The organism is Methylophilus sp. TWE2 (assembly GCF_001183865.1).
Classification (GTDB): Bacteria; Pseudomonadota; Gammaproteobacteria; order Burkholderiales; family Methylophilaceae; genus Methylophilus.
The window spans coordinates 1859784-1878253 of sequence record NZ_CP012020.1; the positions used below are offsets into that span (position 1 = coordinate 1859784).

Consider the following 18470-nt stretch of genomic DNA (forward strand, 5'->3'; position numbering starts at 1 on the left):
ATTTAAACGCGATATCAGGCTGTTTGTCTCACCACCAGCCCACGTAATTTATCCAGCGTTTTACTGATGGCCAACACTTCCTCATTGGGAATCTGGCGCAATACCTGTTGTGTTTCGGTATCCACCACTTTCACAATGATACGGTCGGTATCCTCATCGATAGAAAACTCTATCGTTTGCAACGCCGGGGCTACATACTCATTTAACTTCTTCACTGCACCACTCAGTGCAGCTTTATCGTTCACATCTACGGCAGCGCCTTCAGAGGAAGCCTCAGCATATTTAACCAGCTTCAAACTGCTGGCTGCCCGGATTCCCTGTAATCCACCACCGACACCACTGACTGTTGAATCACTCATGATGCTGCTCCTTTTACCTAGGCCAAATCCACAGGAGCTAGGCCTGTGGATTTGGCATTACCATCGGATGAATTAACCTCTCAGTAATGACATCACGTTGTTAGGTAACTGGTTAGCTTGTGCCAACATCGCAGTACCAGCTTGTTGCAGAATCTGTGCACGTGTCATCTTGGCGGTTTCTGCAGCAAAGTCAGCGTCAGTGATACGGGACTTAGCAGCTGCCATGTTCTCAGAAGCCACACCCAGGTTGTTCACTACGGAAGCGAAACGGTTCTGGTAAGCACCCAAGGTCGCACGGTTAGTGTTCAAAGTTGTCAACTGTGCATCAATCGCAGTAATTGCTGATGAAGCTGCCGCCGCTGTAGACAAGGAACCAGCCAAGGAAGCCGCTGCAACAGAAGCTACGCTGATGGTATCACCGCTGTCAGCACCAATCTGGAAGCTGTAACCTGTACCAAAGGCTGCCTGACCGTTAAATTTGGTTGCTGTACCCAAACGAGTCAGTTCTGACTTCAATTGACCGAATTCTGTATTCAGGTTTGCACGGTCACCAGAACTGTAGGAACCGTTAGCAGCCTGTACAGCCAGTTCACGCATACGTTGTAATGCGTCTGTTGCACTTGCCAAACCACCTTCTGCAGTTTGCAGGAAGGAAATCGCGTCGTTTGCGTTACGTGTTGCAACTTCCATACCGCGAACTTGTGAGTCCATACGGGTTGCAATCGCCATACCAGCCGCGTCGTCTTTGGCGCTGTTAATACGCAGACCAGAAGACAAGCGTTGAATAGAAGTATTCAGGCTTGACTGGTTAGCAGTCAGGTTACGTTGTGCGTTCAATGAAGCCAGGTTGGTGTTAATTACTGAAGCCATGTTAAATCTCCTTTAGAGTCGTATATCCAGTTAAGTGTCAAATCGTCATGTTACTTTCAACGTTGATCGCTATTTACCACTTAATGTTTGCTATCTAGCGTTGTTAGTTGTGTTATCGACCGCTTGCGAAATTTCTTTAATACTTGTTGCAAATTTCTTTTTCGATCAATCATGCACTTGAAACTATTTACGACCCCTCCACCAAAATCTTTAGCCTTTAATCAAAAACTGCACAAAATTGTTTATACCAATGCATTCTATAAAAAGAAACGCCATCACTATTAACCGAGCTAAACAGAGAATCAGTCTTAATTCGGCTTTTAAACACACCCTTAGCCAACAAGCATTCATGCCACCCATCTCTCATAAGATATAAGGCCCCTTTTCCGCGCTTATCTACAAATCATTCCAAAGCAAAGCCATCCATAATCAGGCTATCCATTTCGCATACCTTATATATAGGCCTTATATATCTAGGTAGCAAAGATTATGAAGGAGTTTTGCATGGCATCCGTTTATGTAGGTATGACTGTAGACATTCTGCACCATGGCCATATCAATATTATTGAGCAGGCGAGGAAGTATGGCGACGTGACGATTGGCCTTTTGTCAGACGCAGCGGTGGCAGACCATAAACGCCTGCCCTACCTGACCTATGAACAGCGCAAACAGATCGTCAGCAATATTCGTGGTGTAGTGAATGTCGTGCCGCAGGAAGAATGGGATTACGCGCCTAACCTGCTCAAATACAAACCAGACATCATGGTGCATGGTGATGACTGGCTGGAAGGTCCTTTGGTGCCCTACCGTGACCGCGCCCGTGCAGCGCTGGCTGAATATGGTGGCCACCTGATCGAGATTCCTTATACACGCGGTGTGTCTTCCAATGAAATGTTGAGCCAGATCCAGGCCCTTGGTACCACACCGGATATCCGTCGCCGCACCTTGAAACGCCTGCTGACGGTCAAACCGCTTTCACGCTTTATTGAGGCACACAACCCGATCTCGGCATTGATTGCCGAACACGTCACAGCACAGCGCAATGGCAAAACCTGCCAGTTTGACGGATTCTGGTCCAGTTCATTAACGGATTCCACCGCGCGTGGCAAACCTGATATTGAAGCAGTGGAGATCAACAGCCGCTTATCCAATATCAATGACATCTTTGATGTCACCACCAAACCTTTAATTATGGACGCCGATACCGGCGGCAAACTGGAGCATTTTGAGCTCAATGTGCGCAGCATGGAACGCCTGGGTATTTCTGCCACCATCATCGAAGACAAGATCGGCCTCAAAAAGAATTCTTTGTTTGGTAATGAAGTACCGCAATTGCAGGACGAGATCGAGCCTTTCTGCGAAAAAATCGCTGCTGGGCGCGCTGCGCGTGTCAGCGATGATTTTATGGTGATTGCGCGTATCGAGAGCCTGATTCTGGAAAAAGGCATTGCCGATGCCGTGCAACGCGCACAAGCCTACGTCGGTGCGGGTGTAGACGGCATCATGATTCACAGCCGCCAGAAAACGCCAGACGAAGTCTTTGAATTCGCCAAGATTTTCAAATCAGAGTTCCCAACGACGCCTTTAGTGTGTGTGCCCACCAGTTACAACACCGTGACGGAAGAAGAACTGGCCTTGCGCGGTTTCAATCTGGTGATTTATGCCAACCACATGATGCGTGCGGCCTATCCGGCCATGCAAAATGCGGCCATGGAAATCCTTAAAAACGGCAGGACCGCAGAAATTGAGTCCAGCCTGATGTCGATTAACGATGTACTGGAACTGATCCCAGGCACTAAATAGGCGTCACCAAATAAGCGGGAGACCAACATGATACATGCCGAGGACTTTTTAAGCGCGTTGCAAGCCGAACAGGTACAGTTCTTTGCAGGCGTCCCTGACTCGTTACTCAAAGAGCTATGCGCCTGCTTTTCAGACAAACTGGCCGCAGGCCAGCATGTGATCGCAGCCAATGAAGGTGGCGCCATTGGGTTGGCCATCGGTCAATACCTGGCAACCAGACAACCGGCCCTGGTCTATATGCAAAATTCCGGCCTCGGCAATATCGTCAATCCAATTGCGTCATTGGCAGATCCACAAGTCTACGGTATTCCTATGTTGCTAGTCATCGGCTGGCGTGGCGAACTCGATGAACATGGCCAGCAGATCCACGACGAACCCCAGCATGTCAAACAAGGGCAGATCACCCTGTCTCAGCTGGATGTCATGGATATTCCATACCAAGTCATGACCAGCGAGATCGAATCTGCCCATGCACAAATTCAGACATTATTGAATCAGGCCATTGAGCGACAAGGCCCGGTTGCCCTGGTGGTACGCAAACAGAGCTTTGCGCCCTACAAAAAAGCAGAAACAAAACCTGAACCGGTCGCCACACTGACTGAGAAATTGCCCACACTGGAAAGCCGCGAACACATGATCCAGCAGATCGTCTCCGCATTACCAGCAGAGGCGGCAGTGGTGGCCACCACAGGCATGGCTTCACGCGAATTATTTGAATACCGCAAAGCCCAGCAGGCCGGACATAGCCGTGACTTCCTCACGGTAGGCGGCATGGGGCATGCTTCACAGATTGCCTGCGGCATTGCCTTGGCGCAGCCAGACCGACAAGTCATTTGTATTGATGGCGATGGCGCTATGCTGATGCATATGGGCAGCCTGACCATCAGTGCACAGCAATCTAATCTGCTGCATATCGTATTAAACAATGGTGCCCATGATTCCGTCGGTGGGCAGCCTACCATCGCCGCACAATTACCATTGGCTGAGATTGCCAGTGCTGCGGGTTATGCGCGGGTCTTCAGTGTTTCTGGGACAGAAGATCTAAAAACTGTGTTGCAACAGGCAGTGCACAGTAGAAAAAGCAGCTTTATAGAAGTGCTGTGCCGTAAGGGCGCACGTGCAGATCTGGGTCGTCCAACGCGCACCCCTACACAAAACAAACAAGACTTCATGCAGTTTTTAAACGAGGTGGAATATGCCTGAAGCCACCATTCATAGCCATGTCGCTGCGCAAAATGCACGCAAAGCGCTGTTCACAGCGGGGCCTGCCAGTTTGCTGGAGGAAAACCTGCTCGGTCTGCGGCCCTGTTTTGGCCGTGGTGACCAGGATTACAGCCAGGTAGATGAAGCTGTGCTCACCGCACTGAAAACCATGACCGGCCACGCCCAAATTGCGCGTTTGCAAGGTTCTGCCAGCCTGGCGCTTGAAATTGCCAGCCTGAACTTCCTGTATGGCAAGGTATTGGTCGTAGATAGCGGCTATTACGCCCAGCGCCTGGTCAGCTTCGCACAAATGGCGCAACGCAATGCCGGCCAGGTCTCATCAGTTACGGTCTGCGACTGGCAGGAAATCACTACCGCCAATGGCAACTACGACTGGGTCGTCGCTTGCTATACCGAAACTAGTGCCGGATTATTGTTACCCATAGGCGATTTACGCACCCTGGCAGACCGCGTGGGCGCCCAGTTGATGCTGGACGCGACTGCCTCTATCGGCCTGGAAGCCGATCACGGGCTGGCAGAGGTCATTGCCTACAGTTCTTGCAAAGGCCTGTTTGGCCTGACAGGCGCCTCATTTATTGCCTTTAACCAATTACCTAAAAACGAAATCGATTCGTTTTACCTCAGCCTGGCCACACACCTCGATCGGCGCATGACGGGTCCCTACCACGCCATCGCCTCTTTATACGAGGTGCTACCCAAACATGCTGATTTACGCGAGGCTGTGTTTATCAACAAGGCCAGGATGCTAAAAAAAATTGCATCTTATGCCACGCATCCTATGCCCTACCAACCCGCCTTATGTACTTGGGTCGATGCCAAGGTAACCAGCCAGGATGCACGTGCAGTGCTATACCAACCTCGCGGCATCAGCCATGGTAGCGTGGTATGTCATTTGGGAGAGGCGCATCTGGGCAGCCAGGCACGCGGCGATATTCTTGATTTACTGGAGTTACAGCCATGACGGCACCACAAAAACGCATTATGGTCGATATGTCCGCCACGCTGATCCACCATGGCCATGTCCGCCTGTTAAAAGCCGCCAAACAATTGGGTCATGTCATCGTCGCCCTGACCACGGATGAAGAGATTCGCAGCAAAAAGGGCTACGAACCCGAACTCAATTATGCGGCGCGCGCAGAGGTGCTTCTAGCCATGCGTGATGTGGACGAAGTGGTCCCCAGTCCATGGCTGCTAGACGATGCTTTTTTAGCGTTGCACCAGATTGATTTACTGGTACACGGTCACGATAACAGCAACCCGATTGCAGCCGAAAAATTACATATCCTGCCGAGAACCGAGGGCATCAGCAGTACGCAGCTGCGTGCCCGCGTGCTCAAGGCAGTCAGTCAAAAAATGGAAGCGAACGTATGAGTAACCTTTGGCAAAACATTTGGGAAAAACGCAGCTTGCAACCGCAACATGCCATCACGCTGGATACGCTGATTGCATTGGACGGTTTTGATAGTGGTGCAGGCAAAATCGCCCTGCCCGACTGGCAGGAATATACCCACCGCATCAGCGAAAAACTGGGCATGCAGTCCGGTGATTCTGTCTTTGAGGTCGGTTGCGGTGCTGGAGCCTTTTTATATGCTTTGCGTCAGCAATATCCGCTTAGAGTTGGCGGGCTGGATTATGCAGCCGGATTGATTCAAGCGGCTCAACAAGCCATGCCGGATGGCGACTTCAGTGCACAATCGGCACAAACCATGGCCATTGATCCTCAATACGATTTTGTCATTGCCAATAGCGTATTTCATTATTTTGACGAAGCGATGGCCGCAGAAGTGTTTAATGCCATGTGGCAAAAAGCCAAGGTTGGCGTCGCCATACTGGATATCCCACATGCCGCGACTAAAGAGGAATGTGAACGTGCCCGCCGCGATGCGCTGAGCGAGGCAGAATATGAAGAAAAATACCGCGGCTTGCACCATACCTATTACAACCCAGACTGGTTTGCCAATCAATTGCCGGGCAAACCTCACCAGGTATTTGAAAGCTGCGTGCCTAATTATGCACAAAGCCAATATCGTTTCAGTGTCATTTTCTCAAAACGCTTGCATGGATAAACCATCATGACGAATACAAATTCACGTCGCCCCGTGTTCACCTTCTTTTATACCGACAATTGTGAGCGCCAGGCGTTAGCGCCTGTGGCCGATGAAATGGCCAACCGCGGTTACCCGGTACAATGGAGTATGGACTCGAAGCAATATGCCGAAGTCGGTGTGTATTGCGAGCACGCCTGTAAACCCAATGCCGGTTTCTCAGTCGTGTTACTGCATGACTTGGCGCAGCGTCATGATATCTGGCCACACTTCTGGCATTACGAACCCTGGACGGCATTTGACATGGGTATCTTGCCGGGACCCGCTTGGGTGGAGCGTTGGCAAACACAAGCCAACTTCAAACAAGCACGACCCAAATTGGGGATGTTTGATCTGGGCTGGCCCAAAGCAGACCTGGTGTACCGCAACCAGGAAACCTTCAAGCAGGAAGCGCAAAAGTTGCGCGAACAACTGGGGCTCAAATACGAGCATTCCATCCTCTATGCGCCTTCATGGGAAAACCACGGCAAGCAGGACGAGTTTGTGCAAAGCCTGAAGGACCTACCGGTCAACCTGTTGCTAAAACAGGCCCCCTGGTCAGAAAAATACCGCTGGGTACTGAACAATATTGACGAGATGGATGCCTTGCACAGAAACTGCGCAGACAACGTGTATGTGATAGACCGTGAAATCAGCATCATGTACTGCCTGGGCCTGGCCGATGTGATGGTCTCGGATGAGTCCAGCGTACTGACCGAAGCTTTGCTACTGGATGTGCCGGGCATTGCCGTGACCGACTGGCTGATCCCGGATACCAACCCACCGCGCCACGCCAGTGTGCCCTATGATTACGTGATTAAAACAGTGAGAGCAGACCTGCGCAAAACCGTAGAACACGTGCTGCAGCACTCTGCGGAGTACCAGCAGCAAATCGCGTTCAACAAACAGCACCAGTTTGCCCATTTAGGACAAAGTGCCACCTTAATTGCAGATAATATCGAAGCAGCCTTGTCTGGTGAGACTGAATTACCGACGCCAGCTATCAAGGCGCAAGTCGATATCGACCGCATCACCTACCAGCATGCCGAGAAACTGGCCGCCGAAGGTGACCTGCAACTCTCTACCCAGATGATGCTGGAACTGATTAAAAAAGACAGTGGCTGCTGGGAGCCGTATAACGACCTGGGCACCCTATTGGTCAATCAGGGGCAACTGGAAGATGCTGAACTGCTACTCGAAAAAGCGGTGCTGCTGGCACAGGAAAATCCTACCATCCCATTGAGTAACCTGACCGAAGTGTATTGTCTGCAACAAAAGGCCGACAAGGCCTTAGCTACCCTAGCTAAGCTCAGCAAATATACGCCTAACCCTGGTGGCTCAATCCCGCATATCCGCCGTTGCATGGAAACCATGTTTTAGGTTTACACTACTCACTAAAAAATCCGGCCTCGTGCCGGATTTTTTATGGCCTTTAACGCTGCGAGTCACATATAAAAAAAGCATGCACATTTCTGTGCATGCTTTATGCCGATTACTCACAGACTAAGTAAACAGCTGACGCACTGGCAACTCTGCACGCGTAAACTCAGCGGTTAAACCGTTCACTTGATGCTCAGGGGCACCTTGCGTCATATTTTGCAGGCGGTTGAACACACTGATAAAGGCCTGCAACTGGTCATCCCTATAGTGGTATCCATTGAGTTCCAGCACCGCCAACGTCAAGCTGCCAATATTGCCTGGAGTGCCGGCATGTGGTTTGGCGCAACTGCGAACGCGATGCAAGGTGAGGAACAAGCCACGTAATGCTACAAATGCCACAGGCAAAGGAATCGCAAAATCCCACTCCAGGTCAAAGAAATGTCCCTGCCCGCTCTTGTCCATGACAAAGTTAGTGGGGGTGGCATCAAAATACTGCGAAGGCAATAATGCTGAATACCCCGCAAATTCTGGCAAGGTCTTGCCAGCATTGAGGGTAGCAGCTTCCAGGCCTTTCAGCCAGGGCGAAGCCCAAGCGGCCAGGTCTTCTACACGCCAGCCAGGACGGTTCATGAGCTGGGTGAGTTTATCCATCCACAACTGACCGCCATGATAAGGCGCCTGCTCCCAGGCAGCCTGCAGCAATCGTGCTGTTTCGCCGGTATTGCGGGTACGCGTCACCACCCCCTGCCCGTCATACACGAACTGGGTTTCCTTGCTAAATACCGCCTGGCGCTGGCTGCCATAATGCGCGGCCAATACTTCAGGATGTAACTTAGCAGACTGGCGTTGCGGGTAAGCCACAAACATAAATGAGTTGGCGACATCTTCTACCAGATTGTTACGTGCAATCACTTGCCAGGCATTTTCCAGCGAGAATGTTGGATGGCGTGGGGATTGCCTGTCATGCACGACAGAACCTGCCGCCAGTGCACCAACATCCCAGCCAACTGCACGATGTGCCTGGTTAAAACCTTCCGGGTAAATCACGCTGACCGGGGTTTTGTAGTCAGGCAATGGCACATACAATTCAGTGGTTTCAAAACCGGCACTGCGGATCAATGCATCCAGCTCCACGCGGCCAAAGGTAATCGGGCTGGTTGTGCTGTAAGAATCATTGATGCCGTACATGGCCTGTCCCATATGGTCTTCAGGCGCACCGCAGAAATATTTGAGGCCAAGCTGATTTTCAATGGCGACAATCAGCATGCCATCTTCTTTAAGGAAAGACTTGGCAGTCTGCAACAGGAAGCGCAAAGGATCGGGTTCCTTGACATACACCTGGGCATATTCAAGCACGCCGATCAACGTCACCACATCAAATTTCTCGTCCGTTTCAAATGACTGGATCAAATCAGAATAAATCGTCACATTCTTGAGATCTGCGCACCGCTGGCCAATGACGCGGGCACGGTTCGGGCTACCTTCCAGCGCAACTACCTCACCGCCCAGCTCACCCAGGAAGCGCGTGATCGCACCACAACCCGCGCCAAGCTCCAGAATCTTGCCGTTGGCAATCTTGTCTGCAAACGGGCGTAACAAATTGGCACGCTGTGACGTCAAATGGTAGTAGCTAGGCCAATCTGTCGCTTTGGCTGACAACTCAGTAGAGAATACGCTCTTGTCACGGGACTGGCGGATCATGTCGTACAAACGCTGTTCTGCATTGCCGACATCCTGATAGCCAAAGGCTTCGGTTTGCGCACGCTGGTAGAAGTTATCTTCAGCACGGTAAATATAGGGGCCTTTACTGCCCTTGGCCGCAGCGCCAGTTGGGGTTACAGCCTGGCGATACTTTAGCTGCAAGGCATCCGCATCTGCGGTGGCCAGGCCGTTCTGGCGGGCAAAAGTAATCACATCCAGCACCTCGCTGCTGGGTGCTGTCAAGGACAATACTTCAATATAAGCCTGCCAGTAAGCGGCCTGCTGAGGTGCCAGGATCACGGCTTGCTCCAGCAAAGGCAATGCGTCTGTGGTTTTACCAGTCTGCGTCGCTAGCAAGCCCAGCTGGAAATAAGTCGGTGCATGTTTGGCGTCAATATTCAAAATTTCCTGATAAAGGCTCATCGCCTGTGCAGACTCGCCTTTCTCCTGCATTTGTACCGCCAGTTGAAACACCTCTGCAATCGAATCTTTCAATTCATTGGCTTGAGGAGTTGGGTTGAGTGTTGTGTTCATAGAATAACCTTTATCAGGGGTTTCAGTCACAGAGGTGACAGGAGAGTTCGAAGAAATTGCAAATGGTGTAGCCGCTTGGCCTTGGCACCAGGTTTGCCACATATGGCGTAGCGCTTGTGATAATGCTTGCGCCAACGGCGCTGGTTGCGCCAGTGGCGAACCGGCAAAGCGTGGGCGCAACTGCGCGCGCAGGCTTGCCAGGGCTTGTAAATCAGAAAGTACAATCTGTGCTTGTTGAAGAAGATGCTGCGACTGATCTGCCACCCAGTCTTGTAATCCCAGATGTTGCATCAGAGCCATGGCACCGCGACTCGCCAGTCGGTCACCCGCCACGCATAGGGTAGGCACACCCATCCATAAGGCATGTGCGGTCGTCGTCACGCCATTTGACGGGAAGGTATCCAGGCACACATCTATCAGGTGATACTGTTTCAAATAACCCGCCATGTCTGTGCGCGGGAAAAATGACAGACGGTCTGCTGTGATGCCAGCCTGGGTAAACCAGTCTTGCAGATGGTTATAACTACCTGCCTCACCCATGCCGCCCAACACCATGCGGCTACCTGGATGAGCTTGCATCAATGAGGCCCAATGCTCAACCGCGGTATGGGTAATTTTGTTCGGGCGGTTAAAGCAGCCAAAGGTTAAATAACCATTAGTTAATGCAGGCAGGTCATTCACTGCTGGTGCTTGCGGATGCGGCTCAAACGGTGCATTCACAGGTAATTGAACCAGTTTCTCGCTGAACTGCTGATCAAACTGACCAGGCGGCAACAAGGCGCTATCGGCCAGGTAATAATCGATGGCAGCCAGGCCTGTACTATTGAGGTAACCCAGCCAGCTGACCTGCACAGGCGCTGGTTTTCTGGCAAAAGCCAACAAACGGTTACCTGAGGTGTGGCCAGACAAGTCAATTAGGATATCAATGCCATCTTCACGGATGCAGTCAGCCAGTGCCTCATCAGACAAATTTGCAACGACACGCCACTGTTTGAAATAAGGCCGCATCTCGGTTGTGACTTCATCTTCTAGCGTGTAATTGGCGTAAGCAAACAATACCAGCGTGTTATCTTGTGCCAGGGCAGGCAATAACGGCAGCAGGAAATGCGCAACCGAGTGTGCCCGTAAATCTGCAGAGACAAACCCTACACGTAATGGACGCTTGGCATCTCGCGAATTGGCGTGTTGTTGCCAATGTGTTTTCAGAGGAGTTTCGTATAACTCGGCATAGGCGGCATGGGCTTGCTCTAAGGCGGCAGTATCTACGCTTTCAGCATGGGTCATGCAAAACAGCAGGTTACTGAAACAGTCCGCATACTCAGGCTTGATCAGCAAGGCCTGCTTGAATTGCTGAATCGCTTGTTCGACTTCACCCAGGTCTTTGAGCACTATGCCCAGATTGTTATAGGCCGCCGCATAGTCAGGCTTAAGCTGGATGGCATTCCTGAAAGCTTCAGCCGCTGCCACCAGATCATTCTGCGCTTTGAGCACCAGGCCATAATAGCAATGCTCCTCTGCATCCCCGGCATTCAGCAACAGTGCTTGTGCAGCGGCGTCACGCGCATCCTTTTTCTGGATCATGAGCACATCAGCCAGCATTTTCCAGCCACCAAGCCAGGCGGGATACTCTTGCAGCAAGGTTTGCAAGGCTTGCTCCATCTGTGCGTAGTCTTGCTGCTCAAACAGTTTGAGAATCGCCTCTTGTTGCTGGATTGAAGGGTGTGTATTTGGTGCAGCTTCCGGCAAAGCGATCTGCCATTCCTGCATCAGGGCTTGCAATGCTTGTGCATGCTGGCCATGACGGATAGCGGTTGCCACCACTTGCTCCAACGCGGCCTGTTCATGGGTAGTGTGTAAGGCTGTGAGATAGCTGCTCAACAATTGCCATTGTGCAGGCGCCAGAGCATATGCTTGGGCAAAGTGTGCGATAGCTTGTGTCTGCTGGCCTGTGTGCCATTCAATCAGGCCCAGGTTATGCATCGCTAGCGCATGCTGGGCATCCACCGCCAGAATTTCCTGGTAAAGCTGTTTGGCAGTGGTGAAATCCCCCTGTTGCTGTGCGGCTGAGGCCAAGTCGAACACTTCTGCCATGGAGTCTTGCAAGGCGCTAGAAGCCGGTTGCTCAACCGTTACAGGCTCCCATTTCTGACGGTAGCTCAGGTAGGTTTCACGCCAGCGTGCACTACCAAACGCGCCGCCACTTTGGTGGGTCATACGCACAGGCCATACGCCTAGCTTCAAGCCAGCCTGCGTAGCTGTACGGCAGAAGTCAAGATCATAGAAATGAAATTCGAATTGGGGATCAAAACGTACGCCACTTTCTAATAGCGTTTTCTTTTGCGCCGCAAGGAATACACCATCCATAAGCTGGCAATCACCAGCAGCATCGCCATAACTGGAAGACGGCCCAAACGCGTGCATGCCATGGCTGACTGCACCGCGCAGGTATTTGGCATCGTCCCAGGTGAACTGCAAATCAATAAAGCACCAGCCAGGCTGGCCAGGTTGTATGCGTGCGTTACCAGCCACGCCGATCACATCAAAGTGTGTGAGCCCACGTTGTATGGTTTGTACAAAGGTATTTTCATCGAGCCAGACATCGTCGTGGATCAAGACCAGCAGCGCATTCTCTGGCGCGGCTGCGATGGCCGCATTAAATACCTCGGACAAGCCCCGCGTATTTTCATAGGCAACTACTGGCACCAGGCGCTTATCTTGCTGCATATGGCGCTTGAGTGAACGGCCCAAGGCTGAGTCACGCCAGAAAGCGGTTTCGGTCATGCGGGTAGCACTGACGACCCAGACGGGCTCACTGCCGGAAAAAGCTTCTTGCACGGGTGCCTTTGCCAACAATTGCTGTGGCTTTAAGGCAGGCAGCACCTGTTGCCACAGGCCAAACAGCAATTGTTCAAAATCCTGCGCAAACTGTTTGGCATTCATTAATGGCGAAGCCAACACCTGTGCGCGCAAAGTTGCCCTTAGTAAGGACAAGGCATCCAGATCACTGGCGAAGGTAATTGCCTTGTGCACATACTCTTCCCGTGTGTTGGCAATCCAATCCGGCAAACCGGCACAATGCATAAAACTGGCACCCTGACGGGCAATCAGCGTATCGCCAAGCAACGTCACGGTAGGCACACCCATCCACAACGCTTCGCAGGTGGTCGTACCGCCCGTAAACGGGAATGTATCCAGAATCACATCAATCTGGTGATGATTACGCAGGTATTCTTCCCTTGCCACCATCCCGTACAAGGTGCAGCGTGTGGCTGCAATGCCATATTTTGCCAATCTTGCCAGGGCCTGTTCGCAGATCAATTGATCGCTGAACGCCTTGGTTTGCCAGAACAATCGGGCGTTGGGCAGTGCTTGCAGGATTTCGCCCCAGCAGGCCAATACCTCATCGCTGACTTTGCTGTAATTCTGGAAACAACCAAAGGTGACCGCACCGGTACTCAGTGCTGGTAAAGGATTCACTTCAATCTCAAACGGCGGCGCAGTGAAACACATGCGTGTGTGTGGCAGGTGCACCACCTGCTCGGTAAATTGTTTGGCTACGTCGGCATTGATACTGACTGGATCGGCAATCACATAGTCCATGACTGGCAAACCGGTTGTCCCCCAGTATCCCAGCCATGTCGCCTGCACTGGGGCAGGTTTATGGGCAAAAATAGGTAGACGTGTACCGCCAGATAAACCAGACAAATCCAGCAGGATATGGATGCCGTCTTCACGAATATGTTTGGCTGCCTGGGCGTCGGTGAGGCCAGCCAGCGAACGCCACTGGTTACATAAGTCTTTGAGTTCGTGCGAGAAGGCATCTTCACGGCCATCTGTGGAATATCCATAAATCTCCAGTCGGCTGGCATCAAATGTCTGCAACCACTGGTGCAGGAAGTAACCAACGGGGTGTTTACGTAAATCGGCAGAAACCAGGCCAATACGCAAGCGCTGCTCCTGGGCATGCACTTGCCAGCTATCGTAAGGCGTCACTTCCTTCATCATGGCCGCGCCCAGCCTATGAGCGTAATCCAGGCTCTCATTGAGCGGCAAGGTATTGCTGTAACTATTGGCAAACAGCAGGTTTCTGAGTGCCATCATATGGCCAGGTTCAATGACGAGTGCTTTTTGCAGGGTACGGATGGTGGTCTCAATCTGCCCCATATCCAGGTAGACATTGGCCAGGTTGATGTAACCTGCCATAAATTCAGGATGAATCCGCAAGGCTTGTTCTAGTTTAGCAATCGCCTCTGTGTAGCGGCCCAGCATGCGCAGGCTGATACCATAATTACTCAAAACACTCTCAGAGTCCGGCAACTGCTCCAGGGCTTTTTCAAAGTGCTGGCAAGCCTTGTCAAAGGCATTCCTGGCGTTCTCGATCAGGCCCAGGTTGGCTTGTACATAAGGGTTATCCGGATCAGCTTGCAACGCTTTGTGGCAATAAGCTTCAGCCTCAGCATATAAATGCTGGTTGAACATTTCAGTGGCCAGGTTATTGAGTGCCTCTGCGCTGAAATCCTGTTTCAGCATGATCTGGTCAATATAAGCCTGGTACTCCCGCATGCGGTGGGTTGCGCGATAGAGTCTGGCCAGGTTTTTCAATAATGATAATTCGGCAGGATCCAATGCCAGGCCAGCCAATAACCACTGTTCAGCCTCTTCTGTATCACCGTGTTGCAAATACAATGCACCCAGATGGCTATAAGCCTGTACATAGTCGCGCTGGAGAGCGATGGTCTGCTGAAAAGCATCCATCGCTTCTGTGGTATTGCCCAATTGCTCCAAGGCCACCGCCATATTGAAAAAGATGACGGCATTATCGGGTTCAATCTCCACCGCTTCACGGTAATATTGAATCGCTTCCAATGGCTTTTCTGCTTCATGCAGCAAGGTCGCCAGTTCAAAATTGACACGGCCATCCTGCTGATGAATATTCAGGCCACGGCGCAACACTTTTTCTGCCTCTTTCAATTTCCCTGTCTGTTTCAGCACGCTAGCCCAGTTAGCATAGGCCTGGCTGAAAGCGGGGTTTAACTTGAGTGTCTGGCGATAATATTTGATGGCTTGGGCATCGTCTTGCAATTGTGCATAGACATTGGCCAGGTTATAAAGGACCTCGGCATCTTTTTTCAGGCACTTGCTTGCTTGCAAAAACGCCTCAGCGGCGGCCGTTAAATGATCTTGTTGTTGATACAGGCTGCCAAGTAACTTCCAGGCCAAGCCTTCTTCAGGAAACTCACGCGTAATCTTTTGCGCCAGCGTCAGGCACTGCACCCACTCGCCCTCCTTCCAGGATTGCATCAGCGCTTGCATCCAATGGCTGCAATCCTGCGCAGTTGCGGCAGCTGTCGATTGCAAATGGCCCGGCGAGTGTTTCATAAAAGAGAAGTCCAAAGATTTTCTCTTATTATTCAAAACTATGAAGCAGATGCATCGCTTAAAAAAAGCGGAAAAAACCAGTTATCTTCACTGTTCGCCTGATGCGCATTTGAATGGTATTGCCCGCTAAGCCGCATGGATATTGGCCCCATGGGCAAAAAAGGAGGTTAGGCTGTGATTGATGCAAGAAAATGATTATTCAAGAAAAGATGGAATCCACCGTAAATGTTGGCCAGCATAAAAAAACCTCCGAAGATATCGGAGGTTTTTTCTAGGCAACCTGCTCTTGCGGCACCGGAATATCAGGCTCCCAGCGCACCAAGGTATACAGATCACATTGCAAATAAGCACACAGCTTATTCAAATGGTCGGTGCTAGCATTGTAGGTCTGGTCTTTTAACATGCGATGCAATGTCATGCGGCTGATCCCGCTGGCATCTGCAATTTCGGTAATGGTGATGGTTCTGCCCCACTCTAATTGTTTTTTTAAAATAACCGTCTTTAACTCTACGTAAATCACACAACTTCCTGACAACTTTTGATTGTTCGCGTTTTACTACCGCTTTGCTAAACTTGGGTAAAGTTTAGCTGACGCATAGATGCTGGAGATTGACCAATATCAATCCCTCCTCAAAAACGCAATGACCTGAGGACAACCAACATTATACAATTTTATAAAGTGTTGGCGATGAGTGAAATGACGCATGTCATACTGATTTGGTTCACGCAATAGAGGATGACTTTACACGCTTTAATGCGAATACATTTTTAAAGGCTAAAATTAACGTTTTCCCCTACCCAATACTTGCGAATAGGCACGCGTCAGTTCCGCGCCCATCAGGAATATCTGCGCTGAGTAATAGACCCAGATCAATAACACTAAAATAGACCCAGCCGCCCCATAAGCACTGGAAAAGGCACTGTTGCCGATGTAGATGCCGATCAGCCACTTGCCGATGGTAAACAAGACCGCCGTTATCACAGCGCCTATCCACACTTCTTCCCATGCAATGTGGGCGCGTGGCATGGTTTTGTAAATCATGGCAAACATGCCGGTGGTCAACGCAAAACTGAATAAGGTATTTAGCACGCCTGCAATCAACATCCAGCCTGTAAACATCGGCGACCACCATTTGCTAATGGCGGCCAGCCCGGCACTAAATACCAATGACACCATCAACAGAAAGCCTATCCCCAGAATCATGCCAAACGATAGCAGTCGCACACGCAATAAGTGCCATAAGCCGCTGCCTTCGCGCACAGGCGCTTTCCAGATACGGTCTAACGAATCCTGCAACTCACCAAACACAGAAGTCGCCCCTACAAGTAATAACACCACACCAATCACCGTTGCAGCGATGCCTTCGGTGGGATGACTCACGCTCTCTAGCAGGGTTTGTATCGCCATGGCTCCGCGTTGCCCCATCAGACTATGCAATTGGCCGATAATCTCGCCACGTGCTGCATCCTGGCCAAACACGAGGCCTGCAATTGAAATCACAATCAACAACAGCGGTGCAATCGAAAATAGCGTGTAATAAGCCAGCGCAGCGCCCATGCTTTGCGCGTAATCGTCACGCCATGCATTAAAGGCTGTTTTAAAAAGAAGCCAGATTTGTTTAATCGACATGCCAGAAACGCTTTTCATTACTTTGTCCATCTTGAGTGACTAATGCTTTGCAAATAACATAAGGATAGTAAATTCTGAGGAGGAGGTGCATCAGTTCATGCCGCGCTAACATGTCAGAAAGGGCTGACGAGCGGTCTAATTTTTTGAGCTGGTTGACTGGAAATGAAAAAAGGACTTAGAAAAGCTCTAAGTCCTTTTTGATACTGGTGCCCGGAGCCGGAATCGAACCGGCACAGCCGTTAAGCCGAGGGATTTTAAGTCCCTTGTGTCTACCAGTTTCACCATCCGGGCGAAGTCTGACAAGTTTTGTATTCTAACACCTGATCAGCTTTGCATAGCATGGGTGTTTAAAGAGGAATATGGAGCGGGAAACGAGTCTCGAACTCGCGACCTCAACCTTGGCAAGGTTGCGCTCTACCAACTGAGCTATTCCCGCATATCTGGAGGCGCGAGCCGGAGTCGAACCGGCCTAAACGGCTTTGCAGGCCGCGGCATAACCGCTTTGCTATCGCGCCAGAACCAACAACATAAAAACAACTTATGTTAAAAAGGGAAAGCTGCGCTTTCCCCAGAATTTGGAGCGGGAAACGAGTCTCGAACTCGCGACCTCAACCTTGGCAAGGTTGCGCTCTACCAACTGAGCTATTCCCGCGTATTTCCTTGCGTCATGCGTCGTAAGGAAGCTGGCATTTTAATGATTTTAAGACCGGTGTCAAGGAAGATTTTGAAAATAATGTTTCTTTTTATACTTGCTTTTTAAGGGCTTCTAACAATTCAAGTTGCTCATATTTTTTACTCGTGTGCCAGACAAGGCGCGATTAAAAAATTTGCGAGCACGCGATTCAAGCATTGCCTGCTTACCCCATGATATGGGCAACGCCGTATTGCGACGGAAATTGAATTGATAGAAGTACTGTTTAGATGGTTTCGCGTATTGCCGGCCACGCTGCACGCAGGTAATACCCCATAGAAACCAGGGTCAGCAAAGCGGCAATCACGATCAACCATTCGCCCAGCCATTGTATATTTACCCCAAACAGCGGGTCGTACCAGAGTAGCAAAATAATGGCGACCATTTGTGCGGCGGTTTTGATTTTACCGACCATAGCAACGGCGACATTGGCACTTTTACCGATGCTGGCCATCCATTCGCGCAAGGCACTGATGGCAATCTCACGGCCAATAATAATTAGCGCCACCACGGCACCAACCCGATGCAATTCAACCAACACAATCAGGGCTGCGGCCACCATGAGTTTGTCTGCAACCGGGTCAAGAAAGGCGCCAAACTTCGACATCTGGTGATATTTGCGTGCCCAGTATCCGTCCAGCCAGTCAGTCAGTGCCGCCAGGATAAACACGCTAGCAGCAGTTAAATTCACCCAATGTGCGGGCATTGCATCAGGCGTCACGGCATTCGCTGGCAGGTAAAAGATGCCAACAAACACCGGAATCATGGCAATGCGCAACAGGGTAAGTATATTCGGGATATTCCACATGTTATTT

At 50.7% G+C, this 18470-nt stretch carries 12 protein-coding genes and 4 tRNA genes; 6 read left to right on the top strand and 10 right to left on the bottom strand.

The window, feature by feature from the left end:
• Positions 1-14: 14 nt before the first annotated feature.
• Both ACJ67_RS08950 and ACJ67_RS08955 read right to left on the bottom strand, forming a co-directional pair.
• Positions 15-359, bottom strand: coding sequence for a flagellar protein FlaG (locus ACJ67_RS08950; protein WP_049638775.1), 345 nt, complete (start codon positions 357-359; stop codon positions 15-17).
• A 72-nt stretch (positions 360-431) separates the two neighbouring features.
• Positions 432-1229, bottom strand: coding sequence for a flagellin (locus tag ACJ67_RS08955; RefSeq protein ID WP_049638776.1), 798 nt, complete (start codon positions 1227-1229; stop codon positions 432-434).
• Between the two features lie 504 nt (positions 1230-1733).
• Here ACJ67_RS08955 and aepX point away from each other — a divergent pair.
• Genes aepX through ACJ67_RS08985 form a run of 6 tightly spaced genes read left to right on the top strand, consistent with a single transcriptional unit; the run spans position 1734 to position 7720 of the window.
• Positions 1734-3032 carry a phosphoenolpyruvate mutase gene (aepX, locus tag ACJ67_RS08960; RefSeq protein ID WP_018985013.1) on the top strand — a complete coding sequence of 433 codons (1299 nt, stop codon included), beginning with the start codon at positions 1734-1736 and terminating at the stop codon, positions 3030-3032.
• A gap of 27 nt (positions 3033-3059) precedes the next feature.
• Positions 3060-4235 carry a phosphonopyruvate decarboxylase gene (gene aepY, locus ACJ67_RS08965; RefSeq protein WP_049638777.1) on the top strand — a complete coding sequence of 392 codons (1176 nt, stop codon included), beginning with the start codon at positions 3060-3062 and terminating at the stop codon, positions 4233-4235.
• Entirely contained in the window at positions 4228-5217 is a 990-nt protein-coding gene (locus ACJ67_RS08970; protein ID WP_049638778.1) for a hypothetical protein, read from the top strand. The genes aepY and ACJ67_RS08970 overlap by 8 nt, the downstream gene beginning before the upstream one ends.
• Positions 5214-5627 carry an adenylyltransferase/cytidyltransferase family protein gene (locus ACJ67_RS08975; RefSeq protein WP_049638779.1) on the top strand — a complete coding sequence of 138 codons (414 nt, stop codon included), beginning with the start codon at positions 5214-5216 and terminating at the stop codon, positions 5625-5627. The genes ACJ67_RS08970 and ACJ67_RS08975 overlap by 4 nt, the downstream gene beginning before the upstream one ends.
• The gene (locus tag ACJ67_RS08980) at positions 5624-6322 is read left to right on the top strand and encodes a trans-aconitate 2-methyltransferase (protein ID WP_049638780.1); all 699 of its coding nucleotides are present in this window, start codon (positions 5624-5626) and stop codon (positions 6320-6322) included. Before ACJ67_RS08975 ends, ACJ67_RS08980 begins: the two co-directional genes overlap by 4 nt.
• Positions 6323-6328: 6 nt before the next feature.
• Positions 6329-7720 (top strand): CDP-glycerol glycerophosphotransferase family protein, encoded by a 1392-nt coding sequence (locus tag ACJ67_RS08985; protein ID WP_049638781.1) that lies wholly within the window; start codon positions 6329-6331, stop codon positions 7718-7720.
• Between the two features lie 123 nt (positions 7721-7843).
• Here the strand turns inward: ACJ67_RS08985 and ACJ67_RS08990 are convergent, their stop codons facing one another.
• The 8 genes from ACJ67_RS08990 to pgsA all read right to left on the bottom strand — a co-directional run bounded on the left by ACJ67_RS08990 (position 7844) and on the right by pgsA (position 18463).
• Positions 7844-15334 carry a tetratricopeptide repeat protein gene (locus ACJ67_RS08990; protein WP_197080593.1) on the bottom strand — a complete coding sequence of 2497 codons (7491 nt, stop codon included), beginning with the start codon at positions 15332-15334 and terminating at the stop codon, positions 7844-7846.
• Positions 15335-15605: 271 nt separating this feature from the next.
• The gene (locus ACJ67_RS08995) at positions 15606-15854 is read right to left on the bottom strand and encodes a helix-turn-helix transcriptional regulator (protein WP_018985006.1); all 249 of its coding nucleotides are present in this window, start codon (positions 15852-15854) and stop codon (positions 15606-15608) included.
• 261 nt (positions 15855-16115) lie between these two features.
• Positions 16116-16982, bottom strand: coding sequence for a YihY/virulence factor BrkB family protein (locus ACJ67_RS09000; RefSeq protein ID WP_156171664.1), 867 nt, complete (start codon positions 16980-16982; stop codon positions 16116-16118).
• Between the two features lie 186 nt (positions 16983-17168).
• A tRNA-Leu gene (locus tag ACJ67_RS09005) sits at positions 17169-17255 on the bottom strand.
• Between the two features lie 69 nt (positions 17256-17324).
• A tRNA-Gly gene (locus tag ACJ67_RS09010) sits at positions 17325-17400 on the bottom strand.
• A 5-nt stretch (positions 17401-17405) separates the two neighbouring features.
• Positions 17406-17479: transfer RNA gene (locus tag ACJ67_RS09015), tRNA-Cys, on the bottom strand.
• Between the two features lie 61 nt (positions 17480-17540).
• Positions 17541-17616 (bottom strand) — tRNA-Gly (locus ACJ67_RS09020).
• 265 nt (positions 17617-17881) lie between these two features.
• Complete coding sequence (gene pgsA, locus ACJ67_RS09025) at positions 17882-18463, bottom strand: CDP-diacylglycerol--glycerol-3-phosphate 3-phosphatidyltransferase (protein WP_018985004.1); 582 nt, start codon at positions 18461-18463, stop codon at positions 17882-17884.
• Between the last annotated feature and the right edge of the window lie 7 nt (positions 18464-18470).

What these genes read in the sequence shown, in the direction of transcription:
- pgsA (WP_018985004.1), bottom strand. Translation starts at nt 18,463, where the DNA reads ATGTGGAATATCCCGAATATACTTACCCTGTTGCGCATTGCCATGATT.
- aepY (WP_049638777.1), top strand. Translation starts at nt 3,060, where the DNA reads ATGATACATGCCGAGGACTTTTTAAGCGCGTTGCAAGCCGAACAGGTA.
- ACJ67_RS08980 (WP_049638780.1), top strand. Translation starts at nt 5,624, where the DNA reads ATGAGTAACCTTTGGCAAAACATTTGGGAAAAACGCAGCTTGCAACCG.
- ACJ67_RS08975 (WP_049638779.1), top strand. Translation starts at nt 5,214, where the DNA reads ATGACGGCACCACAAAAACGCATTATGGTCGATATGTCCGCCACGCTG.
- aepX (WP_018985013.1), top strand. Translation starts at nt 1,734, where the DNA reads ATGGCATCCGTTTATGTAGGTATGACTGTAGACATTCTGCACCATGGC.
- ACJ67_RS08950 (WP_049638775.1), bottom strand. Translation starts at nt 359, where the DNA reads ATGAGTGATTCAACAGTCAGTGGTGTCGGTGGTGGATTACAGGGAATC.
- ACJ67_RS08990 (WP_197080593.1), bottom strand. Translation starts at nt 15,334, where the DNA reads ATGAAACACTCGCCGGGCCATTTGCAATCGACAGCTGCCGCAACTGCG.
- ACJ67_RS08985 (WP_049638781.1), top strand. Translation starts at nt 6,329, where the DNA reads ATGACGAATACAAATTCACGTCGCCCCGTGTTCACCTTCTTTTATACC.
- ACJ67_RS08955 (WP_049638776.1), bottom strand. Translation starts at nt 1,229, where the DNA reads ATGGCTTCAGTAATTAACACCAACCTGGCTTCATTGAACGCACAACGT.
- ACJ67_RS08970 (WP_049638778.1), top strand. Translation starts at nt 4,228, where the DNA reads ATGCCTGAAGCCACCATTCATAGCCATGTCGCTGCGCAAAATGCACGC.
- ACJ67_RS09000 (WP_156171664.1), bottom strand. Translation starts at nt 16,982, where the DNA reads ATGAAAAGCGTTTCTGGCATGTCGATTAAACAAATCTGGCTTCTTTTT.